The 26,319-nt window shown below is 68.8% G+C and carries 23 protein-coding genes; 18 read left to right on the plus strand and 5 right to left on the minus strand.

Going from position 1 to position 26,319, the window contains the following annotated elements:
• The first annotated feature begins 282 nt into the window (after window positions 1-282).
• The 4 genes from yajC to HFGMBDPB_RS08595 all read left to right on the plus strand — a co-directional run bounded on the left by yajC (window position 283) and on the right by HFGMBDPB_RS08595 (window position 6,038).
• Window positions 283-618 carry a preprotein translocase subunit YajC gene (gene yajC / locus HFGMBDPB_RS08580; RefSeq protein ID WP_016449366.1) on the plus strand — a complete coding sequence of 112 codons (336 nt, stop codon included), beginning with the start codon at window positions 283-285 and terminating at the stop codon, window positions 616-618.
• A 91-nt stretch (window positions 619-709) separates the two neighbouring features.
• A complete protein-coding gene (gene secD / locus HFGMBDPB_RS08585) occupies window positions 710-2,632 on the plus strand; it encodes a protein translocase subunit SecD (RefSeq protein ID WP_016449365.1) in 1,923 nt (640 codons plus the stop codon).
• 13 nt (window positions 2,633-2,645) lie between these two features.
• Entirely contained in the window at window positions 2,646-3,596 is a 951-nt protein-coding gene (secF, locus tag HFGMBDPB_RS08590) for a protein translocase subunit SecF (RefSeq protein WP_016449364.1), read from the plus strand.
• Window positions 3,597-3,635: 39 nt separating this feature from the next.
• Window positions 3,636-6,038 carry a DUF1631 family protein gene (locus HFGMBDPB_RS08595; RefSeq protein ID WP_212645214.1) on the plus strand — a complete coding sequence of 801 codons (2,403 nt, stop codon included), beginning with the start codon at window positions 3,636-3,638 and terminating at the stop codon, window positions 6,036-6,038.
• Between the two features lie 142 nt (window positions 6,039-6,180).
• On the opposite strand, the gene dprA is transcribed toward HFGMBDPB_RS08595, so the two are convergent.
• Window positions 6,181-7,386, minus strand: a complete 1,206-nt coding sequence (dprA, locus tag HFGMBDPB_RS08600; RefSeq protein ID WP_212645215.1) for a DNA-processing protein DprA — start codon at window positions 7,384-7,386, stop codon at window positions 6,181-6,183.
• 25 nt (window positions 7,387-7,411) lie between these two features.
• Entirely contained in the window at window positions 7,412-8,617 is a 1,206-nt protein-coding gene (locus HFGMBDPB_RS08605) for a LysM peptidoglycan-binding domain-containing protein (RefSeq protein ID WP_212645216.1), read from the minus strand.
• 199 nt (window positions 8,618-8,816) lie between these two features.
• Between HFGMBDPB_RS08605 and def the strand changes: the two genes are divergently transcribed.
• From def to HFGMBDPB_RS08645, 8 genes are all read left to right on the plus strand, one after another.
• Window positions 8,817-9,329 (plus strand): peptide deformylase, encoded by a 513-nt coding sequence (gene def / locus HFGMBDPB_RS08610; RefSeq protein WP_016449360.1) that lies wholly within the window; start codon window positions 8,817-8,819, stop codon window positions 9,327-9,329.
• Window positions 9,326-9,859, plus strand: coding sequence for a hypothetical protein (locus HFGMBDPB_RS08615; protein ID WP_016449359.1), 534 nt, complete (start codon window positions 9,326-9,328; stop codon window positions 9,857-9,859). Before def ends, HFGMBDPB_RS08615 begins: the two co-directional genes overlap by 4 nt.
• 36 nt (window positions 9,860-9,895) lie before the next feature.
• Window positions 9,896-10,879 carry a methionyl-tRNA formyltransferase gene (gene fmt / locus HFGMBDPB_RS08620; RefSeq protein WP_212645217.1) on the plus strand — a complete coding sequence of 328 codons (984 nt, stop codon included), beginning with the start codon at window positions 9,896-9,898 and terminating at the stop codon, window positions 10,877-10,879.
• Window positions 10,876-11,739, plus strand: coding sequence for an AzlC family ABC transporter permease (locus HFGMBDPB_RS08625; protein WP_047218910.1), 864 nt, complete (start codon window positions 10,876-10,878; stop codon window positions 11,737-11,739). Before fmt ends, HFGMBDPB_RS08625 begins: the two co-directional genes overlap by 4 nt.
• Entirely contained in the window at window positions 11,739-12,074 is a 336-nt protein-coding gene (locus tag HFGMBDPB_RS08630; RefSeq protein ID WP_012202761.1) for an AzlD domain-containing protein, read from the plus strand. Before HFGMBDPB_RS08625 ends, HFGMBDPB_RS08630 begins: the two co-directional genes overlap by 1 nt.
• A gap of 192 nt (window positions 12,075-12,266) precedes the next feature.
• Window positions 12,267-13,460 carry a phosphoglycerate kinase gene (locus HFGMBDPB_RS08635; protein WP_026062985.1) on the plus strand — a complete coding sequence of 398 codons (1,194 nt, stop codon included), beginning with the start codon at window positions 12,267-12,269 and terminating at the stop codon, window positions 13,458-13,460.
• A 120-nt stretch (window positions 13,461-13,580) separates the two neighbouring features.
• Window positions 13,581-14,120 carry a hypothetical protein gene (locus tag HFGMBDPB_RS08640; protein ID WP_016454259.1) on the plus strand — a complete coding sequence of 180 codons (540 nt, stop codon included), beginning with the start codon at window positions 13,581-13,583 and terminating at the stop codon, window positions 14,118-14,120.
• Entirely contained in the window at window positions 14,117-14,716 is a 600-nt protein-coding gene (locus tag HFGMBDPB_RS08645) for a FlgO family outer membrane protein (protein ID WP_017407706.1), read from the plus strand. Before HFGMBDPB_RS08640 ends, HFGMBDPB_RS08645 begins: the two co-directional genes overlap by 4 nt.
• Window positions 14,717-14,790: 74 nt before the next feature.
• Here the strand turns inward: HFGMBDPB_RS08645 and HFGMBDPB_RS08650 are convergent, their stop codons facing one another.
• Window positions 14,791-15,672, minus strand: coding sequence for a DMT family transporter (locus HFGMBDPB_RS08650; protein ID WP_074920912.1), 882 nt, complete (start codon window positions 15,670-15,672; stop codon window positions 14,791-14,793).
• Window positions 15,673-15,760: 88 nt separating this feature from the next.
• Here HFGMBDPB_RS08650 and pyrF point away from each other — a divergent pair, with 88 nt between their 5' ends.
• The 4 genes from pyrF (at window position 15,761) to HFGMBDPB_RS08670 (ending at window position 19,790) form a co-directional block, all read left to right on the plus strand.
• Window positions 15,761-16,588: an orotidine-5'-phosphate decarboxylase gene (pyrF, locus tag HFGMBDPB_RS08655; protein WP_016449352.1), complete on the plus strand. Its 828-nt coding sequence runs from the start codon at window positions 15,761-15,763 to the stop codon at window positions 16,586-16,588.
• Window positions 16,589-16,608: 20 nt separating this feature from the next.
• Entirely contained in the window at window positions 16,609-17,514 is a 906-nt protein-coding gene (locus tag HFGMBDPB_RS08660; RefSeq protein ID WP_061288760.1) for a LysR family transcriptional regulator, read from the plus strand.
• Window positions 17,515-17,669: 155 nt separating this feature from the next.
• Window positions 17,670-18,653, plus strand: coding sequence for a Bug family tripartite tricarboxylate transporter substrate binding protein (locus tag HFGMBDPB_RS08665; protein WP_034366202.1), 984 nt, complete (start codon window positions 17,670-17,672; stop codon window positions 18,651-18,653).
• Window positions 18,654-18,812: 159 nt separating this feature from the next.
• Entirely contained in the window at window positions 18,813-19,790 is a 978-nt protein-coding gene (locus HFGMBDPB_RS08670) for a M14 family metallopeptidase (RefSeq protein ID WP_212645218.1), read from the plus strand.
• Window positions 19,791-19,793: 3 nt separating this feature from the next.
• Here HFGMBDPB_RS08670 and HFGMBDPB_RS08675 read toward each other — a convergent pair whose 3' ends face one another.
• On the minus strand, window positions 19,794-20,948 hold the full coding sequence (locus tag HFGMBDPB_RS08675) for an NAD(P)/FAD-dependent oxidoreductase (RefSeq protein WP_017407709.1): 1,155 nt from the start codon (window positions 20,946-20,948) through the stop codon (window positions 19,794-19,796).
• An 8-nt stretch (window positions 20,949-20,956) separates the two neighbouring features.
• Entirely contained in the window at window positions 20,957-24,064 is a 3,108-nt protein-coding gene (uvrA, locus tag HFGMBDPB_RS08680) for an excinuclease ABC subunit UvrA (protein WP_212645219.1), read from the minus strand.
• A gap of 273 nt (window positions 24,065-24,337) precedes the next feature.
• Here uvrA and HFGMBDPB_RS08685 point away from each other — a divergent pair, with 273 nt between their 5' ends.
• Together HFGMBDPB_RS08685 and ssb are read left to right on the plus strand one after the other, a co-directional pair.
• Window positions 24,338-25,513 carry an MFS transporter gene (locus tag HFGMBDPB_RS08685; protein WP_043796511.1) on the plus strand — a complete coding sequence of 392 codons (1,176 nt, stop codon included), beginning with the start codon at window positions 24,338-24,340 and terminating at the stop codon, window positions 25,511-25,513.
• A gap of 159 nt (window positions 25,514-25,672) precedes the next feature.
• Window positions 25,673-26,239, plus strand: coding sequence for a single-stranded DNA-binding protein (ssb, locus tag HFGMBDPB_RS08690; protein WP_016449346.1), 567 nt, complete (start codon window positions 25,673-25,675; stop codon window positions 26,237-26,239).
• Window positions 26,240-26,319: the final 80 nt, after the last annotated feature.

The following is a 26,319-nucleotide window of genomic DNA, read 5'->3' on the forward strand; positions in this document are numbered from 1 at the left end:
CGCCCGTACCGTGAGGTGCGGGCGGCGCGGTTGCCTCCGGGGCCGCTTCAAGTGCCGTCACGCCGGGCGCAAAAACCACGAAAAACCGCGCTCCGCCCCTTTAAAAACGGCAGATGGCCGCCAGTTGCAGCCATCGTCGCCGAAAAACCCGCAGCAGCCAGATCCTGGCAGCCCATGTGGGTCAGGGCTGACGCATACAATGCTCCGTTCTCCTGCGCGGGCCCGTGCATATCGGCGTGCGCAGCGACCCTTTTTCGACCTTCCAATCCTGGAGTCTTGCCCGTGTTTATTTCTTCCGCTTTTGCCCAGACCGCACCCGCAGCAGCAGCCTCCGGTGGCGACTTCATGTCGCAGTTGATGGGCATGGCGCCTCTGGCGCTGATGTTCGTGGTGCTGTACTTCGTGATGATCCGTCCGCAGATGAAGCGCCAGAAGGAGCATCGCTCCATGATCGAGGCACTGGCCAAGGGTGACGAAGTGGCAACGGCCGGCGGCATCATCGGCCGCGTGACGCGCATGTCCGAGCAATTCCTGCACATCGAGATCGCCTCGGGTGTGGAAGTCCAGATCCAGCGCAGCGCCGTCGTCCAGGTGCTGCCCAAGGACACGCTGAAGTAAGCGTTGTCCCTGTCTTGCGGGTGTGCGGACCGCGCAGGCGGCAGCACACCCTTTTGTGCGTTGCTGTCTACAAAGAGCGAAGAGCGCGATCATGAACCGATATCCGGTCTGGAAGTACGCGATCATCGTGATCGCGCTGCTGGTAGGGGTGCTCTACACCCTGCCCAATTTTTTCGGTGAGGCGCCTGCGGTGCAGGTCTCCTCGGCCAAGGCCACCATCAAGGTGGACAACGCCGTGCTGCAGAAAGTCGAAGAGGCCTTGAAGGCTGCCGATGTCAAGCCCGACGTCCTGTCCATCGAAGGCACCTCGGTGCGCGCGCGCTTCAACACGCCCGACGAGCAGCTCAAGGCCAAGGACGTGATCCAGAAGGCCCTGATCCCCGATGCCAACGACCCGGCCTACATCGTGGCCCTGAACCTGGTGTCGCGCTCGCCGCAATGGCTCACGGCCATCGGCGCCAAGCCCATGTACCTGGGGCTGGATCTGCGCGGTGGCGTGCACTTCATGCTGCAGGTGGACATGGCCGCCGCCCTGACCAAGAAGGCAGACTCCTTTGCCGGCGACCTGCGCAGCTCGCTGCGCGACAAGAACATCCGCCACGGCGGCGTCTCGCGCAACGGCAACACCGTCGAGATCCGCGTGCGCGACGAAGCCATGCTCACGGCCGCGCGCAACCTGGTCTCCGACCAGTTCCCCGATCTGGCGGCCACCTCCGAGCCGGATGGCGCAGGCTTCAAGCTGCTGGCCTCCATCAAGCCCGAAGCCCTGCGCAAGGTGCAGGAGCAGGCGCTCAAGCAGAACATCGTCACCCTGCACAACCGTATCAACGAGCTGGGCGTGGCCGAGCCCGTGATCCAGCAGCAGGGCCTGGACCGCATCATCGTGCAACTGCCCGGCGTGCAGGACACGGCCAAGGCCAAGGACATCCTGGGCCGCACGGCCACGCTGGAAGTGCGCCTGGTCGACGAATCCTCCGAGGCGCGCGGCGCCGAACTGGGTTCGGGCCCCGTGCCCTTCGGCTCCGAGCGCTACCTGGACCGCAACGCCCAGGCCGTGATCGTGCAAAAGCAGGTCGTGCTGACCGGCGAGAACCTCACCGACGCACAGCCCGGCTTCGACAGCCAGACCCAGGAGCCCACGGTCAACCTGGTGCTGGATGCCAAGGGCGCACGCATCTTCAAGGACATCACGCGCGAGAACGTGGGCAAGCGCATGGCCATCATCCTGTTCGAAAAGGGCAAGGGCGAGGTCGTGACGGCTCCCGTGATCCGCACCGAGATCGGCGGCGGACGCGTGCAGATCTCGGGCCGCATGACCACGGCGGAAGCCAACGACACGGCCCTGCTGCTGCGCGCCGGCTCGCTGGCCGCGCCCATGGAGATCATCGAGGAATACACCATCGGCCCCAGCCTGGGCGCCGACAACATCAACCGCGGCATCCACTCCGTGGTCTGGGGCCTGGTGGCCATCGCGGCCTTCATGTGCGTGTACTACCTGCTGTTCGGCGTGATCTCCACGGTGGCGCTGTCGGTCAACGTGCTGCTGCTGCTGGCCATCCTGTCCATGCTGCAGGCCACGCTGACCCTGCCCGGCATCGCCGCCATGGCGCTGGCGCTGGGCGTGGCCATCGACTCCAACGTGCTGATCAACGAGCGCATCCGCGAGGAACTGCGCGGCGGCGCGTCGCCGCAGGCGGCCATCCATGCGGGCTACGAGAACGCCTGGCACACCATCCTGGACTCGAACGTGACCACGCTGATCGCGGGCCTGGCGCTGCTGGCCTTCGGCTCCGGCCCGGTGCGCGGCTTCGCCGTGGTGCACTGCATCGGCATCCTGACCAGCATGTTCTCGGCCGTGTTCTTCTCGCGCGGCCTGGTCAACCTCTGGTACGGCCGCCGCAAGAAGCTCAAGAGCATTTCCATCGGCCAGGTCTGGAAGCCTGAAGACACCAGCCAGCTGCGCTCGGTGACGGCCAAGGGATCCAGCGTCGCCGATTCCGGCGCCAACAACTGAAAGGGGGAAGACCATGGAGTTCTTCCGCATCCGCAAAGACATCCCCTTCATGAAGTACGCGTTGATCCTCAACGCGGTGTCCTTCATCACCTTCGCGCTGGCCGTGTTCTTCCTGCTCACCCGCGGCCTGCACCTGTCCGTGGAATTCACGGGCGGCACCGTGATGGAGGTGGCCTATACCCAGCCCGCCAACATCGCCAAGGTGCGCGACACGGTCGCCGGCCTCGGCTACGCCGATGTCACGGTGCAGAACTTCGGCACATCGCGCGACGTGATGATCCGCCTGCCCGTGCAAAAGGACGTGACCTCGGCCCAGCAAAGCGAGCAAGTACTCACGGCACTCAAGAAGGAAGACGCCGAAGTCACGCTGCGCCGCACCGAGTTCGTGGGCCCGCAGGTGGGTGACGAGCTCATGCACAACGGCCTGATGGCCCTGGGCTTCGTGGTGCTGGGCATCGTGATCTACCTGGCCATGCGCTTCGAGTGGAAGTTCGGCGTGGCCGCCGTGATCGCCAACCTGCACGACGTGATCATCATCCTGGGCTTCTTCGCGTTCTTCCAATGGGAGTTCTCGCTGTCGGTGCTGGCCGGCGTGCTGGCCGTGCTGGGCTACTCGGTCAACGAGTCGGTCGTGATCTTCGACCGTATCCGCGAAGCCTTCCGCAAGTTCCGCAAGCTCAGCACCACCGAGGTGATCGACCACGCCATCACCAGCACCATGAGCCGCACCATCATCACCCACGCATCCACCGAGGCCATGGTGCTGTCCATGTTCTTCTTCGGCGGTCCCAGCCTGCACTACTTCGCGCTGGCGCTGACCATCGGCATCCTGTTCGGCATCTATTCCTCGGTCTTCGTGGCCGCCGCCATCGCCATGTGGCTGGGCGTCAAGCGCGAGGATCTGATCAAGGCGCCCAAGGCTTCCACGGACCCCAACGACCCCAACGCCGGCGCCACCGTGTAAGCGGATGTTTTAGCCCTGGACCGGCTTACACTCCCGGGCATGCCCTCCCTGCCCCACCCTTCCAACGCGCCTGCTGGCCCCCAGTCCTCGCTGGGCCAGCAGGCGCGTTTGCATTGGGTGCGAGGACTGTGCAAGGGCCTGCCCGGCGTGGCCCAGCAGCTGCTGGCGCAGATGGAGCAACAGGCCCAGGCCGTGGGCACGCAGCGCGAAATGCAGGAGCGGCGTGAAGCCTGGGGCAACTACCGCCAGCACCAGAGCGCCTGGCTGAACGCCAGCATGCAGGCCCTGCAAGGCGCGCTGCAGCCGGCCAAAGCCGCGCCTGCCGCCGTGCCGCAGCGCGGCGCGCTGCAGTTCGAGTTGCTCAGCGACGATGTGGTGGAGAACAAGATCCTGGCCTCCCGCATGGCCCTGGCCATGGGAGAGACCGCAGCGCCGGCCTTCGACACGCTGCGTCTGCGCATGCAGTTCATCGAGGGCCGCGAGCTGCCCTCGGACGACATCCTGCGTACCGAAACCGTGTGCCGGCACCTGGTCGAGCAATGGCTGGCCACGGGCCTGCAGCGCGGTGATCTGCAGCGCGTGCTGGACCTGCTGCAGACGGCCCTGGCGCCCGTGCTGGTGACCGAGTACCAGGCCGCCCATGTGCTGCTGGACGGCCAGGGCGTCACCCGCTCGCAGGACGTGGCCATGCGCTTGCGGCGCACCGAGGCAGGCAACTCCACGCGCGCCATGGGCCTGGGCCAGACCGCCGCGCCACCTGCTGCGGCCTCGCAGCATGCCACTGCATCACAGCATTCCTCGGCCTATGCGCCCACGCAGATGGGCGGCGTGCCCGGCGCTGCGGCGCCCCCCCATGGCCAGATGCCGGCGATGCCCGCCATGCCCGTAGGCCTGACAACCCTTTCGCGCGCACGCCACCGCGCCCAGGAAGTCGTGGGCCAGTTGCGCCGCCTGCTCATGCAGCCGGGCGTGGGCGTGCAGGGCCTGGTGCCCGGTGTGGGCGCAGGCATGCCCCAGGCGCCCGCATCGGCCGCGCTGACCCAGGCCTTGCTGGAGCAGCGCGTGGTGGCCCAGACGCAGTACCAGCAGATGCTGGCCCAGGGCCTGACCACGCTGCACATCGATGTCAGTCCGGCTGCCATCGGCCAGCTGGTCGGGCAGGTGCGCGAACGTTCGGCCGACCTCAAGCGCAAGGCCACCACCTCGGGCGAAAAGGCCACCATCGAGATCGTGGCCCTGATGTTCCAGGCCATCCTGACCGAGGACCGCATTCCGCCCTCGGTGCGGGTCTGGTTTGCCCGGCTGCAGGTGCCGGTGCTGCGCGTGGCACTGGCCGAGCCGGAATTCTTCAGCAACCTGCGCCATCCGGCCCGGCTGCTGATCGACCGCCTGGGCTCCTGCGTGATGGGATTCGACGCCTCCAGCATCAGCGGCAGCGCGCTGGAGTCCGAGATCCGGCGCATCGTCCAGGTCATCGAGCAATACCCCGAAACGGGCCAGAAAGTGTTCGTGCTGGTGCTGCGCGAGTTCGAGGATTTCCTGGCGCGCTACCTGACCCAGTCGCAGGACAAGGCCAAGATCGTCACCGTGGCCCAGCAGGTGGAGCAAAAGGAAACCCTGGCCATCCAATACACGATCGAGCTGCGCCACCTGCTCACCGACATGCCGGTGCGCAAGGAGATCCGCGAGTTCCTGTTCAAGACCTGGACCGAGGTGCTGGCCCTGGCCGCCGTGCGCCACGGCGCCAAGGACGCGCGCACCATGCGCTTCAAGCAGGCCGCCAGCGAACTGGTCTGGGCCGCCAGCGCCAAGCCCACGCGCCAGGAACGCTCGCGCGTGATCCAGACGCTGCCGACGCTTTTGCAGACCCTGCGCGAAGGACTGGCCCTGATCGGTGTCACGGGCGACGCCCAGTCCACGCGCATCAAGCTGGTCACCGACACGCTGGCCGAGGCCTTTGTCTCCAAGACCGCGACCATCGCCCCGGCCCGCATCGAGGCCATGGCGCAGCGGCTGGCCCATCTGGAGCAGTACATCAATGAAGACGGCATGCTCGACGAGGACATGCCGCTGTCGCCCGAGAACATCGAGATGATCCTGGGCGTGGACACGGCCGGCCTCAACGTCATCCCGAGCACGAACACGGCCGTGGAGCCGGTGATGCTGGAATGGGCGGCCTCTCTGGAGACGGGCCGCTGGTTCACCCTGGACCACAACGGCGCGCGCATCCAGGTGCAATACACCTGGCGCAGCCGCCGCAAGCAACTGCACCTGTTCGCCGCGCTCGATGGCACCTGCCACCTGCTGCAGCTGCGGCGCATGGCCTCCTACCTGCAGTCCGGCCTGCTGGCCGTGCATGACGAGGAGGCGCTCACCGTGCGCGCGACGCGGGATGCGCTGCAGAAGATTCAGGCGAACCCTGAAAGGCTAAGCTCCCCCTGAGGCGCTACGCGCCTTCCCCCGGGGCACGGCGCCTCTCTACCCGCTTCGCGGGGGAGGGGGACGATGCCATCGGCTAGGCGCCCCCACCGCGAGGCGGCTCTTGCTCGGCATCTCCCGCTTGGGGACGCGCCAGTTTTTGAGATCAGGCCTGGGCCAGGCGCTGGAACAGGCCGCCGGGCAGGCGTTCCACGCGGCCTTCCAGTTCCAGCTCCAGCAGGCGGGCCTGCAGGGCTGAGGCGTCCATGCCTGTGCGGTCCATGAGCTCGTCCAGCGACAGCGGGTCGTGGGCCAGGGCGCGCAGGGTGGCGTCGCTCTCAGGGTCCTGGGCGGACTGGAAAGCTGCCGCTGCCGGTACGGGCTTGGGAAGCGGCAGGCGCGCGGCCGTGCCCTGCAGCTCATCGAGCACGTCCTGCGCCGTTTCCACGAGCTTGGCGCCCTGGCGCAGCAGCGCATGGCAGCCGCGAGACTGGGGCGCGTGGATGGAGCCAGGAATGGCAAAGACTTCGCGGCCCTGTTCGCTGGCCAGCCTGGCCGTGATCAGCGAGCCCGACTGCAGGGCCGCCTCGACCACCAGCGTGCCCTGGGACAGGCCCGCGATGATGCGATTGCGCTGTGGAAAGTGCGCGGCCATGGGGCCGGTGCCCAGCGGATATTCGCTGACGATCAGCCCGTGGCTGGCCACTTCGCGAGCCAGGGCGGCATGGCGCCGCGGGTAGACCTGGTCCAGGCCCGTGCCGACGACGGCAATGGTGACGGGAGCACCCAGTCCGCCCAGGCGTGGCGCCGCGCGCAGCGCGCCTTCATGGGCCGCGCCATCCACGCCTTGCGCCAGTCCGGAGACGATGCACAGGCCGGCCTCGGCCAGCGCCTGCGCCATGGCACGCGCGTTGGCCGCGCCCTGGACCGTCGGCCCGCGGCTGCCGACCATGGCCAGGGACTGTGGATAAGGGAACCAGGGGCCAGAACCTGTCATGCAGCGCTCGCTGCCCTGCACATGCAGCAGCAGCGGCGGATCTTCGGTCTGCAGCAGCGCCTGCGGATACTGGGGATGGCCCAGCGCAAGCACGGCATGCAACTGCCCGGAAGCGGGCTGGTCCAGCCATTGCGCCGTGGCCGCCACAAGCTGGTCCAGGCGCTGGGGCACGGTCTGCAGGGCATGGGCCTGAGCGGCGGTCACCAGTCCGTGCCAGGCGGACGGCGGGCCGCTCCAGATGTCCTGCGCACCACCGCAGGCCGCCAACAGACGCCGGGCCGTGGTGCGGCCCACTCCGGGCGTCAGCAGCAGCCGGAGCCAGGCAGAGAGTTCGTCAGGAGCCAACCGGTCCGTGGACTGCAGGGCGGCCGCCATGGCGCTGCCGGCAGGCCGTGGTGGCTCAAGGAGCCGGCGAGGTCAGGCTGTCGCCGACCTCGACACCGCGCCGCGCCTCCAGGATCAGCGCGTAGGAGACGCGATCGAAGGTCCGGAACACCATGGCATGGCCGTTGTGTTCGTCGGGCAGTTGCACCTCTTCCTTTTTCTCGCCCGTCTTGTCCACGATGCGTGCGCCGCGGCGTATCAGCTCCAGCACCGTGCCCACGTCCATGCCGTCCTGCGTGCCCTTGTTGATGGCAATGACCTGGTTGTTGGCCGCCCAGCGCACGGCCTGATCACCGTACAGGGAAACCACATGGGCCTTCACTGCCTGTTGCGGCGCGTGGGGCGCGTAGTTCATGTAGCTGCGCTCGGGCGCGGGCAGCAGGCGGTCGCCGGCGCGCATTTCGGTCTTGGAACGCGACAGGTCCACCGTGGCGGGAGAGTTCTGCTGGTGCTTTTCGCCCTTGCTGTCGACGATCTCCAGCGTGGTCTCGCCCTCGATGAGATCGGCCAGGCCCAGGTACTTGGCCTCATAGCCCAGCACCTCGCCGGAGATGGGATCCTTGAGCGCCACGGCATCGCGGAAGACGCGGTACTGGCGCGGCAGGCCGTCGCCCTTGCGCAGCGGCGCCTCGGCGGTGCCGCGTGCATAGGCGCGGTCGCCGCTGGCCATGAGCACGCGCTCGTCCGTGGTGGCGATCAGGCGGGGCGCGCGCAGCAGCGTTTCGGCATCGACGACCAGGGGCTCGGCCAGGAAGGGCTCGATCAGATGGGGCTGCAGCGTGGGCAGGGCCGCCTGGGCCAGGGATTCGCTGCGCGTGCTCGGAGTGATGCGGACCACGCCGGGCTCTCCGCCATCGCCCATGGGGCGGGCCGTGCTCAGGCGGGCGTAGCCGTCACGCTTGTCCAGGTACAGCACCTGGCCCGGATAGATGAGATGGGGGTTGGCGATGGCCTGCATGTTCATGCCCCACAGCTCGGGCCAGCGCCAGGGACGGCGCAGGAACATGCCGGAGATGCCCCACAGCGTGTCGCCGCGCTTGACGGTGTAGCTGTCGGGCGCATCGGGCGCCAGCTCACCCACGGGAACGCCCTGCTGCGCCACCTGCTGGGCTGCCGAGCGCTGCGATGGCGTCACCGGATACTGCTGCGCGTGGGCCGCCGCACACGCGGCGATCAGGGCCGAGGCAACAGTCCAGGTACGAGCTGTGGCGAATGCAGTCATGGAATTCCTCTTCTTGTGTCTGACACAGCGTCCCTCCTAGGCACTGCGGCACGGCCGATCTTGTCATGAACGGCCATACAGGTCTTACAAATCAGCAAAGATTCTGCGTGCAAGGCCATGAGAGGGCAACGCTTATTGCGTCGTCCCGCTGCGCCCAGGCAGAAAAGTGGCGAAAATAACGACATTCACCGACCACGCCATGTCCATTCTGCCCATTCTTTGCTATCCCGACCCCCGCCTGCACACCGTCGCCAAGCCGGTCGCCAAGGTCGATGACCGCATTCGCCAACTGGTCCAGGACATGTACGCCACCATGTATGACGCCCAGGGCGTGGGACTGGCCGCCACCCAGGTGAATGTGCATGAACGCGTGGTCGTGGTCGATGTCTCCGAAGGCCGCGACGAGCCCTTTGCGCTGATCAACCCCGAGCTGCTCTGGGCCAGCGACGAGAAGCAATTGGGCGAGGAAGGCTGTCTGTCCGTGCCCGGCATCTACGACGGTGTCGAACGCTCCACGGCCATCAAGGTCAAGGCGCTGGACGAGAACGGCAACGAACGCATCATCGAGGCCGAAGGCTTCAAGGCCATCTGCATCCAGCACGAGATGGACCACCTGATGGGCAAGGTCTTCGTCGAATACCTGTCGCCGCTCAAGCGCAACCGCATCAAGACCAAGTTGCTCAAGCAGCAGAAACAGGCAGAACGCGCATGACCCGCCTGCCAGCGCCTCGCTTCATGCCGCGCTGGAAGATGGACGGCGCGGGCCTCGTTGCCTGGGCGCTGCTGGCCCTGTCCCTGCTGCTGGCCGGCTGCACCGTACCCGAGTGGCAAAAGCCCGGCACGCCACGGGCCGACATCGAGCGATCCATGGGCCGCCCGACCCTGAGCCTGCCGCTGGACGGCGGCGGCACGCGCCTGGTCTACAGCTGGCAGCCTGCAGGCCAGCAGGTCTATCACATGGATTTCGACGCCAGCCAGCGCCTGGTGCGCGTGGAGCAGGCGCTCACCATCGAACGCTTCCACGCCCTGCGCAATGGCGAGGACACCCGGGAAAGCGTACGCCAGCTCTTCGGCCCGCCTGCGCTGATCGAGAGGGTCTACAGTTTCAACGGCGACATCTGGACCTACCGTATCCTGGAAAATGGCATTCGCCGCCAGGCCCATGTGCATATCGACCCCGCCGGCGTGGTGCGCCGCGTGATGTTCACCGACGAAGTGTTCAATGACGACGATCGGCGTTGAGCCTGCACACCGTCCCCACCGTCCCTACTGGATTGCATGAGAGTCATTTTTGCCGGCACGCCCGAGTTCGCGCGCGTTGCCCTTGAACGCCTGCTCGCCGCGGGCTTCACCGTTCCCCTGGTGCTGACCCAGCCCGACCGTCCCGCCGGGCGTGGCATGAAGCTGCAGGCCTCGCCCGTCAAGCAGTGCGCGCTGGGGCATGGCATTGCCGTGGCCCAGCCGCGCAGCCTGCGCCTGGACGGCAAATACCCCGAAGAGGCCGCCGCCGCCCGCGCCGCCATCGAAGCGGCCCAGGCCGATGTCATGGTCGTGGCCGCCTACGGGCTGATCCTGCCGCAGTGGGTGCTCGATACGCCCCCGCGCGGCTGCCTGAACATCCACGCCAGCCTGCTGCCGCGCTGGCGCGGCGCCGCGCCCATCCATCGCGCCATCGAGGCCGGCGATGCCGAGACCGGAGTCACCATCATGCAGATGGACGCCGGCCTGGACACGGGCGACATGTGCCTGGTCGAGCGCCTGCCCATCACCGCCGACGACACCACGGCCAGCCTGCACGACAAGCTGGCCGACCTGGGCGGGCGCCTCATCGTCGAGGCGCTGGAGATGAGCGCCTGCGGCGGCCTGCCGCGCACGCCCCAGCCCGCCGAGGGCGTGAACTACGCGCACAAGATCGAAAAGGCCGAAAGCCAGATCGACTGGCGCCAGGATGCCGAGGCCATTGCCCGGCGCCTGCGCGCCTTCAATCCCTTCCCGGGCGGCGCCACGCAGTACGGCGATGAATCCATCAAGGTCTGGGAGGCTCACGCCGACCCCGCCGCCGCCGTGGCGGCGGCAGTGCCCGGCACCGTGCTGTCCGCAGGCGCCGACGGCGTGCGCGTGGCCTGCGGCCAGGGCGTGCTGTGCATGACGCTGCTGCAGCGCGCGGGCGGCAAGCGGCTGGCGGCAGGCGATTTCCTGCGCGGCTTCGATCTGCCTGAAGGAGCCATCCTGGACGGTGCTGCCAGCGGCGGCACGCCATGAACCTGCAGCCCCTGGTGGAACGCGCACGCGGCATTGCGCGCGATCCCGCCTTCATGACCGGCGTGCGCGACATGTCGGGCACGGCGCTGGGCATAGGCGCCTGGGGCCTGGTCACGGGCGTGGCCATGATCAAGAGCGGCATGTCCCTGCCCCTGGCGCTGTTCATGGGCCTGCTGGTCTATGCCGGCAGTGCCCAGCTGGCCGTGCTGCCGCTGATGGCCGTGGGCGCGCCCATGTGGGTGGTCTGGTTCACGGCCATCTGCGTGAACCTGCGCTTCGTCATCCTCAGCAGCATGTGGCGCAGCTACTTTGCCCACCTGCGCCTGCGCCACCGCCTGGCCATCGCCTATTTCAGCGGCGACGTGATCTTCGTGGGCTTCATGAAGCGCTACCCCGATGCCCGGCCCCAGCCCGAGCAGCTGCCCTATTTCTGGGGTGCCGCATCGACCAACTGGCTGGCCTGGCAGATCCCGTCCACGCTGGGCATCCTGCTGGCCGACCAGGTGCCCCTGTCCTGGGGCCTGGGCTTTGCGGGCGTGCTGGCCCTGATGGGCGTGCTGCTGTCCATGCTCAACGACCGTGCCACCTGGGTGGCAGGCGTGGTTGCAGCCAGCGCGGCCGTGGCGGCCTTTGCGCTGCCGCTCAAGCTCAATATCCTCGTGGCCATCGCGGCAGCCGTGGCCGCAGGCCTGCTGGCGGAATCGCTGCAGCAGCGCCTGCGCGCACTGCAGGCGCCTGAAAAAGAGGAGCCAGGCCCGGTGATTCTCCCGCCCGATACAGCCCATGGCGAGCGCCATGCCCGGCTGCCGCTGGACGAAGACGCCCGGCCCGTGCAAACCAAGGAAAAGGAAACGCTCTGATGGATCTGTCCTGGCTGTGGCCCTGGCTGGCCTGCGTGGGCCTGGCGGCCATCACGCTGTTCACACGCGCCTTCTTCCTGATTCCCGAGCGCGAGGTGCCCTTGCCGCAATGGCTCAAGCGCGGCCTCAAGTACGCGCCGCTGGCGGCCCTGGCGGCCGTGATTGCGCCCGAGATCGTGATGACCAACGGCCGGCTGATCTCCACCGTGGTCGATGCGCGCCTGCCGGCCCTGGCTTGCGCGGTCATGTATTTTTTTTACAAGCGCAGCATCATGGGAACGATCGCGCTTGGCATGGCGGTCTATCTGCCACTGCATATCGGCCTGGGCTGGTAGGCGCAGCGCGGCCGAGAGCGACCGAGAGCGCCCGGCTGCCCGGCTGAAACCGGATTACAGGCGCTCCCGATGCCCCGGATCGCCGGTGCGCCCGCCCGCTGCCAGGGCGGGCACGCCGCCTACAATGGCCGCGCTTTACCTCTTTTTCGTTTCAATTCCATGGCGATCGCCACCGATCGCAACGCCGCCGTCATGAACATTCTCCGTTTCTCCGATCTGTGCGCCCAGGGCAAGGCCCAGGGCCAGCGCGTCTTCATCCGCGCCGACCTCAACGTGCCCCTGAACGATGCTGGCGAGATCACCGAGGACACGCGCGTGCGCGCCTCCGTGCCCGCCATCGAGATGGCACTGAAGGCCGGCGCCGCCGTGATGGTGACCAGCCACCTGGGCCGCCCCACCGAAGGCGAGTTCAAGCCCGCCGATTCGCTGGCGCCCGTGGCCCGCCGCCTGGGCGAGCTGCTGGGCCGCGAAGTGCCCCTGGTCGCCGACTGGGTGGACGGCGTGCAGGTGGCGCCCGGCCAGGTCGTGCTGCTGGAGAACTGCCGCGTGAACGTGGGCGAGAAGAAGAACAAGGAAGAACTGGCCCGCAAGCTGGCCGCGCTGTGCGACATCTTCGTGCACGACGCCTTCGGCACTGCCCACCGTGCCGAGGGAACCACCTACGGCATCGCCCAGTTCGCGCCCATTGCCTGCGCGGGACCGCTGCTGTCGGCCGAGATCGACGCCATCACCAAGGCCCTGGCCAACCCGCGCCGCCCGCTGGCCGCCATCGTGGCCGGCTCCAAGGTGTCGACCAAGCTGACCATCCTGCAGTCGCTGGCCAAGAACGTGGACCAGCTCATCGTGGGCGGCGGCATTGCCAACACCTTCATGCTGGCGGCGGGCCTGAAGATCGGCAAGAGCCTGGCCGAGGCCGACCTGGTCGGCGAGGCCCGCGCCGTGATCGACGCCATGGCCGCACGCGGCGCCGAGGTGCCGATTCCCACCGACGTGGTGGTCTCCAAGACCTTTGCGGCCGACGCGCCCGCCACCGTCAAGAAGGCCACCGAAGTGGCTGACGACGACATGATCCTGGACATCGGCCCCGAGACTGCCGCCCGCCTGGCCGAGCAACTGCGCAAGGCCGGCACCATCGTCTGGAACGGCCCCATGGGCGTGTTCGAGTTCGACCAGTTCGCCAACGGCACCAAGGTCGTGGCCCAGGCGATTGCCGAGTCCGACGCCTTCAGCATCGCCGGTGGCGGCGATACCCTGGCCGCCATCGCCAAGTACGGCATCGAGGACAAGGTCGGCTACATCTCCACGGGCGGCGGCGCCTTCCTGGAGGTGCTGGAAGGCAAGACCCTGCCTGCCTTCGAGATCCTGCAAAAGCGCGCCAACGGCTGAGCACGGCAACATCCGGATACGGGGCACTTTCTTGTCAGTGCCTCGCGGCGAAGCCACAATCGACACTTTGCGCAGCTGCAGCAATCCGCCGCAGCGCGCCCCCGCACCGAGGAGAAATCCATGCGATCGTTCAAATCCGCCGGCGGCCTGGCCCTGGCGGGCCTCTGCCTGGCCCTGGCGGGCTGCGTCAATGCACCGATGACCAGCTACTTCGAAGCCACGGCCCAGCCCAAGATCGGCGCTGCCGGCCACTGGGACTCCGTGGCCAACGATGTCGTCGCCAAGACGCTGGAGACACTGCAAAAGACCGGCATCGAGCGCACCACGCCGGTCCACGTGGCCCTGCCGGCCGAGCCCAGCCCGTTCGACAAGGGCTTTCGTGAGCTGATCATCACCAAGCTCGTGCAAAGCGGCGTGACCGTCATGCTGCAGCCGGCCCAGGCCCAGCTGCAGGTGAGCTACGGCGCCCAGGTCGTGCGCCACGGCAAGCGCCTGCCCAACCCCGAACTCGTGCTGACGACGACGGTGGTGCGCAACAACCAGTACCTGGCGCGCAAGACCGACGTCTACTACCTCGAAAAGAGCGACGCCGTGCTGTTCACGGCCGAGGACGAGCGCCCCGAATTCCCCGCCAAGAACCTGAAGGTGGTGGGCCAATGACGCTGCGCACGCCCCTCCTGCCGGCCGCGCTGGCTGCGGCGGCCCTGCTGTCCGCCTGCGCCGTGCCCGCCCCCGCGCCTTCGCCCGAGTTCTCGGCCGCACGCCGTGGCGAGCCCACCTACCAGTCGGCCGCAGCCAACCCCTTCATCGCCAGCAGCCGCGCTGCCGTGGACGAGCTGGTCAAGGGCCTGAACACCGAGGAACTGGGCGAGGCGCCCGTGCTCGTGGCCACCGTGGTCAACGTCAACGACCTGACGCGCTCTGCCCCCCTGGGCCGCACGCTCAGCGAGCTATACGCCTCCCAGCTGTCCGCCAAGGGCTACAACGTCAAGGAGCTGAAGCTGCGCGGCGATGTGTACGTCAAGGAAGGCACGGGCGAGCTGCTGCTGTCGCGCGAGATCAAGGACATCGCCCGCAACCACAATGCGGCCCTGGTCCTGGTGGGCACGTACTCGGCGGCTGCCAAGTACACCTATGTGAGCCTGAAGCTGGTTCGTACCGACGACAGCCGCATCGTGCGCAGCCACGACTACGCGCTGCCCAACAACATCGACATCCAGCGCCTGCTGGGCGCCCCGGCCACGGCGCAACGCTGAGGCCCTGCAGCCTGACTGCGCCCGTGTGGGCAGTCAGGCTGCGTCTTCTTCTCCCGACCTTCCCCTGCTTGCCCTCAGCGGCCGCGCGCCGGCCACAGCACCGAGGCGATGGCCACCACCATCAGCGCCACGGCCGTCCAGTCCTGCCAGTGCAGCACCTCGCCCAGCCACCAGGCGCCGCTGAACACGCCCAGCACGGGGATCATCATCACGCTCAGCGTGGACGCCACGGGCGGCAGGCTGCGCGCCAGGAAGAACCAGACCGTCTGGCCAAAGCCCAGCACCAGCACGCCGTTGAAGACGATGGCGCCCGTGGCCTGGGCATCGGGCCAGTGCCACTGGTGGCGCTCGAAGACGAAGGCCAGCACCGTGAGCGTCAGCGCGGTCAGCGCCACCATCCACAGCGTCATCGTCAGCAGGGGCACGGGCACCTCGGCGCGGCGCAGCTTCTGCGTGCCGAAGGCCCAGCTCAGCGCGGCGGCCAGCATCAGGCCCACGCCGATGGGGCGGCTGCCCAGGGCGCCGACCTCGTGCCACAGCAGCAGGAGCACGCCCGCCAAGGCCGCCGCCACACCCGCCCAGGCACGCGGCGCCAGCCGGTCATGGAAGAACAGGCTGCCCAGCACGGCCGAGAAGATGGGCATGGTGTAGCCCAGGATGGCCGCCCGCCCGCTGGACAGCATGGGGATGGCAATGATGATCAGGCTGTTCCACAGCACCATGTTGAACAGCGTCAGCTGCGCCAGCCGGGGCCAACAGGCGCGCGGCACGGCCAGCGGCAGGCGGCGCCAGACCACGAAGGCCGCCAGGATGGGCAGCCCCACCCACATCGAGGCCATGCGGAAACTCAGCGGCGGGAAATGCTGCACGCCCAGCTTCATCACCGGCCAGTTGATGCCCCAGATCAGGGTCAGCGCGATCAGCAAAAGGATTTGTCGGGCGGTGAAGGCAGGCATAGGCCGCCGATTGTGCCCATGGGCCGCCAAACCCGCTGGATGCCCGGCGACAGGCCCCGGGAAGGGCCGATCGCTAAAATCGCGCCCCATGACCTTTCTCGACATGCTGCGCAATGCCACCGCCCAGAACCAATCCATGCTGTGCGTGGGCCTGGACCCCGAACCCAGCCGCTTTCCTGCGGCCATGCGCGGCGATGCAAGCAAAATCTACGAATTCTGCGCCGCCATCGTCGAGGCCACGGCCGACCTGGTGAACTCCTTCAAGCCCCAGATCGCCTACTTCGCGGCCCACCGCGCCGAAGACCAGCTGGAAAAGCTCATGGCCCACATGCGCGCCGTCGCGCCCCATGTGCCCATCATCCTGGACGCCAAGCGCGGCGACATCGGCTCCACCGCCGAGCAGTACGCCAAGGAAGCCTTCGAGCGCTACGGCGCCGACGCCGTGACCCTGTCGCCCTTCATGGGCTTCGACTCCATCACGCCCTACCTGCAGTACGAGGGCAAGGGCGCCTTCCTGCTGTGCCGCACCTCCAACCCCGGCGGCGACGACCTGCAGGCCCAGCGCCTGGCCGACCTGCCGGGCCAGCCCCACCTGTTCGAGCATGTGGCGCGCCTGGCGCAAGGCCCCTGGAACACCAACGGCCAGCTCGGCCTGGTGGTGGGCGCCACGCGCCCGCAGGAAATCGAGCGCGTGCGTGAATTCGCGCCCTCGCTGCCGCTGCTGATTCCCGGCGTGGGCGCCCAGGGGGGCGATGCCGTGGCCACGGTCAAGGCGGCGCGCATCGGCGGCGGCCCCATCATCATCAATTCCTCGCGTGCGGTGCTCTATGCATCGCAGGGCGACGACTTCGCTGCCGCCGCGCGCACCGCCGCCCAGGCCACGCGCCAGACGCTGCAAGACGCAGCCGCCGCCTGAGACGGCAGGGAAGCCCGGCCATGCAAGGCAAATGGCTGGAAGACTTCCTGCTGCTGGCCCAGGAGCGCAGCTTCACGCGCGCGGCCGAGCTGCGCCATGTCACCCATCCGGCCTTCGGGCGGCGCATCCGCGCGCTGGAGGCCTGGGCCGGCACGCCCCTGGTCGAGCCCGGCGGCGGCCCCGTGCGGCTGACGCCGGCCGGCGAAGCCTTCCGCGATACGGCCGAGCAACTGGTGCGCACGCTGGCCCAGTCGCATGACGAACTGCAGGCCGTGGCCGGGCGCCAGGCCCGCGTGATCACCCTGGCCACGGGGCGCACGCTGGCGCGCACCATCGTGGCCGACTGGCTGACGCGCCACGGCAGCGTGCTGCAGACGGCCGAGCTGCGCGTGGTCACACGCACGCTGGACGAGACCGTGGCCATGCTGCAGCGCGGCGAAGTCAGCTTCACGCTGGTCTACCACCACGCCGCCATTGGCGTGCGCCTGGACGGCCGCCAGTTCAGCTACCTGACGGTGATGCAGGACAGGCTGGTGCCCGTGGCCCGCGCCGATGCCCGGGGCCGTCCGATGTACGAGCTGTCGGCCAGCCACCAGCCCGTCGCTCCCGTGCCCTACCTCGCCTTCTCCCACAGCATGGCCCTGGGCCGGCTGGTGGAAGACCACCTGGCCCGGCATCCGCTGGCGCCGCGCCTGCGCCGCTGCGTGGATTGCGACTCGGCCGACGCCCACTACGAATACGTGCTGCGCGGCCTGGGCCTGGCCTGGATGCCGTGGTCCATGGTGCGCGGCGACTGCCAAGCCGGCCGCCTGGCCGTGGCCGGCGACCCGGGCCTGGAAGTGCACTTCGACGTGCGCCTGTACCGTCCAAAGCGCCACCTGGGCCCCGCGGCCGAGCAGTTCTGGAGCGACATCACGGGCGCCTGACGGGTGCATGCATGCGCCCTCCTGGTGCAAACCCGCACCGCGCTGTGGAACAAGCGGGTTTTGGTGCTGCAACGGCTCCGCCTCGTGCCGAATCAGCACCAAATGCCTGGGTAGTCCTTCGCACAATCAATCTCATACATTTCAGGAATAACCCCATGCCCAGCAACTCCCTCCTGCGCCGCACCGCCCTGGCCTGCGGCCTGCTGATCGCCGCCACCGGCAGCGCCTTGGCCGACGACGCCGCCAGCTACCCCAACCGCGCCATCACCATGATCGTGGGCTACCCCGCCGGCGGCAGCACCGACCTGGTGGGCCGCTTCGTGGCCGATGGCCTGGCCTCGCGCCTGGGCCAGCCCGTGGTGGTGGAGAACCTGGGAGGAGCCGGCGGCGCCATCGGCGCGCAAAAGGCCGTCAAGGCCACGCCCGACGGCTACACGCTGTTCGTGGGTGCCAACAACGAGCTGGCCATCGCCCGGCTGATCAACAAGAGCATCAAGTACTCCATCGGCGACTTCACGCCCATCGGCATGATCGGCTCCCAGCCCATGGTGCTGGTGGCCTCGCAGAAGGCCGGCGTGAAGACAGCCGCAGAGTTCAGCGCCCTGGTGGCCAAGAACCCGGGCAAGTTCAGCTACGGCAGCTCGGGCGTGGGCACGGCACTGCACCTGGCCGGCGAGATGGTCAAGGAGCAGGGCAAGCTGCACATGACCCACATCCCCTACCGTGGCGTGGCGCCCCTGACCACGGACCTGGTGGGCAACAACATCGAGTTCGGCATGTTCGTGCTGTCCTCGGGACTGCCCCAGATCCGCGCGGGCAAGGTCATCGCCCTGGGCACGACGGAGGCCAAGCGCTCGGCCATCACGCCCGACATCCCGGCCCTGTCCGAGCTGCCCCAGTACAAGAACGTGGACATCAACGTCTGGTTCGCGCTGATGGCGCCCAAGGGCCTGCCCGCACCCGTGGCCGCCAAGGTCAAGAAGGCGCTGGACGAGACCATGGCCTCGCCCGAGTTCCGCAAGAAGATGGAAGAGTCGGGCTCGGTCGTGGCCGATCCCAAGACCGATGCCGGTAAGTACATCAACGCCGAGATCGCCAAGTACACAAAAATCGTCCAATTTGCCCATATTGAGAACTGACCCCCCTGAGCGGCTGCGCCGCTTCCCCCCACTCTCGCCGTGCTGCGCACGACGGGCGGGGGGACGCAGCCCTTGCTGCGGGGCGGCCCTTGCTTGGCTGCCCTCGCTTGCGCTGCGCCAGTTGCAAAAGCCGTGCGCGTGTAGACAACGGAGTGAGTGATGGAAACTTTGCGATTTGACCTTCCCCTGCCCGACCTGAGCGCCTGGCGCGCGGGCAATACCGGTACCGAGGGCGTGTGGCAATTCGACTCGGGACGCCCGGGCCGCCACGTGATGATTTCCGCGCTGGTGCACGGCAACGAGATCTGCGGCGCCTGGGCCGTGTCCGGGCTGCTTCAGGCCCTGTACAACGGCCTGGCGCTGGACAACGGCCGCCTGACCCTGGTGCTGGCCAACCTCGATGCCTTCGACCGCTTCGACGCGGCCAGCCACGATGCCTCGCGCTTCGTGGACGAGGACATGAACCGCCAGTGGATAGACGCACGCATCGACGAGGGCAGCACCCGCGAACGCCGCCGCGCCGCCGCGCTGCGCCCCTTCGTGCAGCAGGCCGACTGGCTGCTGGACCTGCATTCCATGCACGAGCCCTCGGCCCCGCTGCTGCTGACCGGCATGCAGCCGCGCAACCGCGATCTGGCACGCCAGATGGGTGCGCCGGCGAACATCGTCGTGGATGCCGGTCACAAGGACGGCACGCGGCTGCGCGACTACGGGCGCTTCGGCCTGCCCGACGCCGAGGCCGGCGACTCGCGCTCGCTGCTGATCGAATGCGGCTTCCACGGCGATCTGGCCAGCCGCGACGTGGCGCACGACCAGTGCCTGCGTTTCCTCGAAGTGGCCGCCATCTTCGACAACGGCGCGCTGCACGCCGCCCTGCCCGACTGGAAGCAGGCCGACGCACCGGCCCAGTGGGCGCTGGAAGTCACGGCGCCCGTGGTGGCCAAGAGCAGCGGCTTTCGCTTCACGGCGCCGTTCACGGGACTGGAGCGCTTCGAGAAGGCCGGCACGGTGATCGGCGACAACGATGGCGAGCCGGTGATCACGCCCTATGGCGACTGCGTGCTGGTCATGCCCTCGGTGCGCCAGGCGCGCGCGGGCGTGACCGTGGTGCGCTTTGCGCGGCGCTCGCCGCTCTGAGCCTCAGGGGCGCTGGCAGCGCGCAGGCGACAGCCGTTCAGGCTGCACGCCCTGCGCGGCCAGGCGTGCATCCAGCGGCTCGCCACGCAGCAGGTTGCGCGCCAGCAGGCTGTAGCCGAAGGCGCTCTGTATGCCGTAGCCGCCCTGGGCGGCCACCCAGAAAAAGCCCGGCAGCGGCACGGGCGAGGCATCCCAGCCCACGGCCATCTCGCCGTCGGCCACAAAGCTGCGCAGCCCGGCCCAGGTGTGGGAGGGGCGGCGGATCTGCAGCGTGGTCACTTCCTCGATGCGCCAGATGCCCGTGGCCACGTCCAGTTCCTCGGGCGCCACGTCCTGCGGCGCCACGGGGTCGGCGTTGGCGGGCGAGCCCAGCAGTTGGCCTGCATCGGGCTTGAAGTAAAAGCCCTCGTCGGCGCTGATCACGGCGGGCCAGTGCGCGGCGTCCATGCCGTCGGGCACGGCAAAGGTGAAGGCACTGCGCCGCTTGGGCACCAGGCCGATGGGCGCTGCGCCCGCCAGTGCGCCCAGCGCATCGGCCCAGGCGCCGGCCGCGTTGACCACGCAGCGCGCGCGCACCTGGCTGCCGTCGGCCAGGTCCACGGTCCAGACACCTGCGGCATGCGCCAGCGCACGGACCTCGGCGCTGCAGCGCAGCTCGCCGCCGCACTGGCGCAGGCCGCGCAGGAATCCCTGGTGCAGGCCATGCACGTCGATGTCGCGCGCGCCGTCGTCCGCAAAGCCATCGACCAGCAGCGTGGTGTTCAGGCAGGGCACCAGGGCCTTGAGTTCATCGGGGCCCAGGCGCCGCGCCTGGGGCGAGTGCAGGAGCGCCTCGGCATGGGCGGCATCGAGCAGGTCCTTCTGCGCGGCCGTGCCCACATAGAGCACGCCGCGCGGCGCCAGGATGGGCGCCTGCACAAAGCCCTGCGGCGGCTGCTCGTAGAAGGCGCGGCTGGCGCGCGTCAGCGCCTGGACTTGCAGCGGGCCATAGTGCTCCTCATACAGCGCGGCCGAGCGGCCCGTGCTGTGGTAGCCGGGCTGGGATTCGCGCTCCAGCACCAGCACCGAGGCGCCGCCATCGCGCGCCAGCTGCCAGGCCACCGAGGCACCGGCCATGCCCGCGCCCACCACCACGAAATCAAGGATGCTGCTGTCCATGGCCAGCCTCACTGTGCTTTCCGGCGACCAGCCTTGGCCGCTGCAGGAGCCGACACCGACGCTGCCTCCAGATAGGGCCGCAGGTAGCGCCCCGTATGGCTGGCCGGGTTGGCCGCCACGTCCTCGGGCGTGCCCGTGGCCACCACCTGGCCGCCGCCCGAGCCGCCTTCGGGGCCCATGTCGATGATCCAGTCGGCCGTCTTGATCACGTCCAGGTTGTGTTCGATGACCACGATGGTGTTGCCCGCATCGCGCAGCTGCTGCAGCACCTTGAGCAGCAGGGCGATGTCGGCGAAGTGCAGGCCCGTCGTGGGCTCGTCCAGGATGTAGAGCGTGCGCCCCGTGTCGCGCTTGGACAGCTCCTGGGCCAGCTTGACGCGCTGCGCCTCGCCGCCCGACAGCGTGGTCGCGCTCTGGCCCAGTCGGATATAGGACAGGCCCACGTCCAGCAGGGTCTGCAGCTTGCGGGCGATGGTGGGCACGTCCTTGAAGAAGGCATGGGCGTCCTCCACCGTCATCTCCAGGATCTGGGAGATGTTGCGGCCCTTCCACTGCACCTCCAGCGTCTCGCGGTTGTAGCGCTGGCCGTTGCAGATGTCGCAGGGCACATAGACATCGGGCAGGAAGTGCATCTCCACCTTGACCACGCCGTCGCCCTGGCAGGCCTCGCAGCGGCCGCCGGCCACGTTGAACGAGAAGCGCCCGGGGCCGTAGCCGCGCTCCTTGGCGGTGTTGGTCTCGGCCATCAGGTCGCGGATGGGCGTGAACAGGCCCGTGTAGGTGGCCGGGTTGCTGCGCGGCGTACGGCCTATGGGCGACTGGTCCACATTGATGACCTTGTCGAAATGGCCCATGCCGATGATGTCGTCGTGCGGTGCAGCCTCGCCGCCGGCGCGGTGGATCTGACGTGCCGCCTCGGTATAGAGCGTGTCGTTGACCAGGGTGCTCTTGCCCGAGCCCGAGACGCCGGTCACGCAGGTCAGCAGGCCCACGGGAAAGTCCGCCGTCACGCCCTTGAGGTTGTGGCCGCGTGCACCCACCACGCGCAGGGCCTGCAGTTGCGGCGCAGCCGCACCGGCCTCGGCCGGATGCTGGCCCGTGCGTGCGGGGAAGCCCTTGGCAGGAGACCGGACCTCGCCCTCGGCCGGCGCCTCGACCACGGGCTGCCAGGGCGTGCGCCGCGCAGGCACTTCGATGCGCTGGGTGCCCGCCAGGTAGCGGCCCGTGGGCGAATCGGGGTTGGCGCGCACCTCTTCGTAGCTGCCCTGGGCCATGACGCGGCCGCCATGCACGCCCGCGCCGGGCCCCAGGTCGATGATCTGGTCGGCCGCGCGCATCATGTCCTCGTCGTGCTCGACCACGATGACGCTGTTGCCGATGTCGCGCAGGTGCTGCAGCGTGCCGATGAGCTTGTCGTTGTCGCGCTGGTGCAGTCCGATGCTGGGCTCGTCCAGCACATACATCACGCCCGTCAGGCCGCTGCCGATCTGGCTGGCCAGGCGGATGCGCTGGGCCTCGCCGCCGGACAGCGTGTCGGCCCCGCGCTCCAGGCTCAGGTAGCTCAGGCCCACGTCGTTGAGGAACAGCAGGCGCGAGGCGATCTCGCGCACCACCTTGCCCGCGATCTCCGCCTTGGCGCCCGACAGCTGCAGGGACGCGCACCAGGCATGGGCCTCGGCCAGCGTGGCGTGGCCCACCTCGTAGATGGCGCGGGCCTGCTCGCCCTCGCCGATGCGCACGAAGCGCGCCTCGCGGCGCAGCCGCGTGCCGCCGCAGTCGGGGCAGACGGCGACGCTGCGCAGCCGCGCCAGGTCGTCGCGCACCACGCTGGACTCGGTCTCGCGCCAGCGCCGCGTGATGTTGGGGATGATGCCCTCGAAGGGATGGCTCTTGACCAGGGTCTCGCCCTTGCGCGCGCCGCTGTCGAAGACATAGGTGAAGGGCATTTCCTCCTCGCCCGAGCCCCACAGCATCACGTTGCGCACCTTCTCGGGCAGCTCCTCGAAGGGCAGCTCCACATCGGCGCCATAGTGGCGCGCCACGCTCTCCAGCATGGAGAAGTAGTAGCCGTTGCGCCGGTCCCAGCCCTTGACGGCGCCGCTGGCCAGGCTCAGCGTGGGAAAGGCCACCACGCGCTCGGGATCGAAGGACTCCGTGCAGCCCAGGCCGTCGCAGCCCGGGCAGGCGCCCATGGGCGAGTTGAACGAGAACAGGCGCGGCTCCAGCTCGGGCAGCGAATAGCTGCACAGCGGGCAGGCGAACTTGGCGCTGAAGAGGTGTTCCTTGCCGCTGTCCATCTCCAGGGCGATCACGCGGCCGCCGGCGTCGGCGCCACCCGCGCGCAGGGCGGCCTCGAAGCTCTCGGCCAGGCGCTGCTGGGCGTCGGCACGCACCTTGAGGCGGTCGATCACCACGTCGATGTCGTGGCGCTCGTTCTTCTCCAGCGCGGGCAGGGAATGGGACTCGTGGATCTTGCCGTCGATGCGAAAGCGCACATAGCCCTGGGCCTGCATCTGCGCGAACAGCTCGGCGAACTCGCCCTTCTTGTTGCGCGCCAGCGGCCCCAGCACCATGAGGCGCGTGTCCTCGGGCAGGGCCAGGGCCGCATCCACCATCTGGCTGATGGTCTGGGACTGCAGCGGCAGGTTGTGGTCGGGGCAGTAGGGCGTGCCGGCGCGTGCGAACAGCAGGCGCAGGTAGTCGTTGATCTCGGTCACCGTGCCCACGGTGGAGCGCGGGTTGTGGCTGGTGGCCTTCTGCTCGATGCTGATGGCGGGCGACAGGCCCTCGATCAGGTCCACATCGGGCTTGTCCAGCCGCCCCAGGAACTGGCGCGCATAGGCCGACAGGCTCTCCACATAGCGGCGCTGGCCCTCGGCGTACAGGGTGTCGAAGGCCAGGCTGGACTTGCCCGAGCCCGACAGCCCGGTGATCACCACCAGCCGGTTGCGCGGAATGTCCAGGTCGATGTTCTTGAGGTTGTGCGTGCGCGCACCGCGGATGGCGATGCGTGACTGCGCCAGCGCCTGGCCGAGGTAGCGGCCGTCGGGCTGGGAGCGGGAGTCGGCGGCCCGGTCCAGGCCGCCGTCTTCGGAAATCGTGTGGGAACCAGGCATCGGGAAAACCCCTGCGAAGGCGAACCCGCCATGATAGGTCAGAACCCGTGCCACCGCATGGCGGCTCGGTCTGCGGGGCGGCAGGGCCTGCCGCGGCGCCCCTTCACAAAACTGTCTTGCACTGCCTTGCATAACCCAGCCACCCCGCAGCGCCGGCCTATGGGCGAGAATGGCGGATTGCTTGCCCCCACAACAGTGCACCCCGTGCTCGATTCCCCCACACCCGTCCACGGCGCCCAGGCGCCAGCCCCCTCCTCGGCCGCATCGGGCCGCATGACCCCGCAGGAACGCCGATCCAGCGCCAGCCTGGCGCTGATCTTTGCGCTGCGCATGCTGGGCCTGTTCCTGGTGCTGCCGGTGTTCGCGCTGGAGGCGCGCAAATACCCGGGCGGGGATGATCCGGCCATGATCGGCCTGGCCATGGGCCTGTACGGGCTCACCCAGGCCGTGTTCCAGCTGCCCCTGGGCCTGGCTTCGGACCGGTTCGGGCGCAAGCGCGTCATCGTCGCCGGGCTGCTGGTCTTTGCCGCGGGCAGCCTGCTGGCGGCCACGGCCGACTCGCTGCTGGGCCTGATGTGGGGCCGGGGCCTGCAGGGCGCGGGCGCCGTCTCGGCCGCCGTGACCGCGCTGCTGGCCGACCTCACGCGCGACAGCGTGCGCACCAAGGCCATGGCCATGGTGGGCGGCAGCATCGGACTCATGTTCGCGCTGGCCCTGGTGCTCAGCCCCCTGCTGGCGGCCTGGGGCGGGCTGCCTGGCATCTTCGGCCTGACCTGCGCCCTGGCGCTGGCGGGCATTGCCGTCGTGCTCTGGGTCGTCCCGCCCGAGCCCGCGCGCCACGCCGACCAGCCGCGCGGCCGCATGGCCGAGCTGTGGCGCCATGGCGACCTGGTGCGGCTGAACCTGGGCGTGTTCGTGCTGCACACCGTGCAGATGTCCATGTGGGTGGCCGTGCCCGCCATGCTGGTGCAGGCGGGCCTGGACAAGCAGGCGCACTGGCATGTCTACCTGCCGGCCGTGGTGCTGTCCTTCGCCGCCATGGGCGGCCTGTTCGCCATGGAGCGGCGCGGGCGCCTGCGCGCGGCCCTGCTGGGCGCCATCGCCCTGATCACCCTCGTGCAGATCGGCCTGGGCCTGCTGGCGGCCGGCGGCGCGCAGCCGCCGCTGTGGGCCATGGCCGTGCTGATGTTCGTGTTCTTCTGCGGCTTCAACGCGCTGGAGGCCACCCAGCCCAGCCTGGTCTCGCGCATGGCGCCGGCTCCGCTGCGCGGCGCGGCGCTGGGCGCCTACAACACGCTGCAATCGCTGGGCCTGTTCGCAGGCGGCGCCCTGGGCGGCGCCGTCGCCAAATGGGCCGGCATGCCGGGCCTGTTCACCCTGACGAGCGTCCTGGCCGTGCTGTGGCTGGTCGTCACCTGGCCGCTGCGCCCCGTGGGCCGCCACGGCTGAACGGTAGTTTTCCGACGGTTACAAACTGCTGCAGCCAGCCGCTGCACCGGCATATCCGTCCCCTGCCAACGGCGGACGGCTTGCGGCACAATGGCGCGTCTGGCCCGGGATCCATCCTTCTATGCCCGGGCCACTTCTCTCTGTAAAGGTATTTCACTCATGGCATCCGTCAACAAGGTCATCATCGTCGGCAACCTCGGGCGCGACCCCGAAATGCGCACCTTCCCGAGTGGCGACCAGGTGGCCAACGTGACCATCGCCACCACCGACCGCTGGCGCGACAAGAACACGGGCGAGAACAAGGAAGCCACCGAGTGGCACCGCGTGGTCTTCAACGGCCGCCTGGCCGAAATCGTGGGCCAGTACCTGCGCAAGGGCAGCCAAGTCTATGTCGAAGGCAGCCTGCGCACGCGCAAGTGGACCGACCAGGCCTCCGGCCAGGAACGCTACGCCACCGAAATCCGCGCCGACACCATGCAGATGCTGGGCAGCCGCCAAGGCGGCGGCGGTGGCCAGCAAGGCGGCGGCTATGGCGATGAAGGCTATGGCGACAGCGGCTACGACGCCCCTCCCCAGCAGCAACAGCGCCGCCCGGCCCCTGCCCCCATGGCAGCGCCCGCCCCGCGCCAGGCCCCTGCCCAGCGCCCCGCCCCCGCACCCATGGCACCCCCGCCGCAGCGCGCAGCCTCGGGCTTTGACGACATGGATGACGACATTCCGTTCTGATTCGGACCATCAAGGTTCTTGAGCATCCAGACCCGCTTTCCCCGGAAAGCGGGTTTTGTTTTTCCAGGCGCCCGACGACA

It is taken from the genome of Delftia sp. PE138 (genome assembly GCF_018320755.1).
Taxonomy (GTDB): domain Bacteria; phylum Pseudomonadota; class Gammaproteobacteria; order Burkholderiales; family Burkholderiaceae_C; genus Comamonas; species Comamonas tsuruhatensis.

Coding starts and splice junctions, on each gene's coding strand:
- secD (WP_016449365.1), top strand. CDS start 710: ATGAACCGATATCCGGTCTGGAAGTACGCGATCATCGTGATCGCGCTG.
- secF (WP_016449364.1), top strand. CDS start 2,646: ATGGAGTTCTTCCGCATCCGCAAAGACATCCCCTTCATGAAGTACGCG.
- HFGMBDPB_RS08595 (WP_212645214.1), top strand. CDS start 3,636: ATGCCCTCCCTGCCCCACCCTTCCAACGCGCCTGCTGGCCCCCAGTCC.
- dprA (WP_212645215.1), bottom strand. CDS start 7,386: ATGGCGGCCGCCCTGCAGTCCACGGACCGGTTGGCTCCTGACGAACTC.
- HFGMBDPB_RS08605 (WP_212645216.1), bottom strand. CDS start 8,617: ATGACTGCATTCGCCACAGCTCGTACCTGGACTGTTGCCTCGGCCCTG.
- def (WP_016449360.1), top strand. CDS start 8,817: ATGTCCATTCTGCCCATTCTTTGCTATCCCGACCCCCGCCTGCACACC.
- HFGMBDPB_RS08615 (WP_016449359.1), top strand. CDS start 9,326: ATGACCCGCCTGCCAGCGCCTCGCTTCATGCCGCGCTGGAAGATGGAC.
- fmt (WP_212645217.1), top strand. CDS start 9,896: ATGAGAGTCATTTTTGCCGGCACGCCCGAGTTCGCGCGCGTTGCCCTT.
- HFGMBDPB_RS08625 (WP_047218910.1), top strand. CDS start 10,876: ATGAACCTGCAGCCCCTGGTGGAACGCGCACGCGGCATTGCGCGCGAT.
- HFGMBDPB_RS08630 (WP_012202761.1), top strand. CDS start 11,739: ATGGATCTGTCCTGGCTGTGGCCCTGGCTGGCCTGCGTGGGCCTGGCG.
- HFGMBDPB_RS08635 (WP_026062985.1), top strand. CDS start 12,267: ATGAACATTCTCCGTTTCTCCGATCTGTGCGCCCAGGGCAAGGCCCAG.
- HFGMBDPB_RS08640 (WP_016454259.1), top strand. CDS start 13,581: ATGCGATCGTTCAAATCCGCCGGCGGCCTGGCCCTGGCGGGCCTCTGC.
- HFGMBDPB_RS08645 (WP_017407706.1), top strand. CDS start 14,117: ATGACGCTGCGCACGCCCCTCCTGCCGGCCGCGCTGGCTGCGGCGGCC.
- HFGMBDPB_RS08650 (WP_074920912.1), bottom strand. CDS start 15,672: ATGCCTGCCTTCACCGCCCGACAAATCCTTTTGCTGATCGCGCTGACC.
- pyrF (WP_016449352.1), top strand. CDS start 15,761: ATGACCTTTCTCGACATGCTGCGCAATGCCACCGCCCAGAACCAATCC.
- HFGMBDPB_RS08660 (WP_061288760.1), top strand. CDS start 16,609: ATGCAAGGCAAATGGCTGGAAGACTTCCTGCTGCTGGCCCAGGAGCGC.
- HFGMBDPB_RS08665 (WP_034366202.1), top strand. CDS start 17,670: ATGCCCAGCAACTCCCTCCTGCGCCGCACCGCCCTGGCCTGCGGCCTG.
- HFGMBDPB_RS08670 (WP_212645218.1), top strand. CDS start 18,813: ATGGAAACTTTGCGATTTGACCTTCCCCTGCCCGACCTGAGCGCCTGG.
- HFGMBDPB_RS08675 (WP_017407709.1), bottom strand. CDS start 20,948: ATGGACAGCAGCATCCTTGATTTCGTGGTGGTGGGCGCGGGCATGGCC.
- uvrA (WP_212645219.1), bottom strand. CDS start 24,064: ATGCCTGGTTCCCACACGATTTCCGAAGACGGCGGCCTGGACCGGGCC.
- HFGMBDPB_RS08685 (WP_043796511.1), top strand. CDS start 24,338: ATGACCCCGCAGGAACGCCGATCCAGCGCCAGCCTGGCGCTGATCTTT.
- ssb (WP_016449346.1), top strand. CDS start 25,673: ATGGCATCCGTCAACAAGGTCATCATCGTCGGCAACCTCGGGCGCGAC.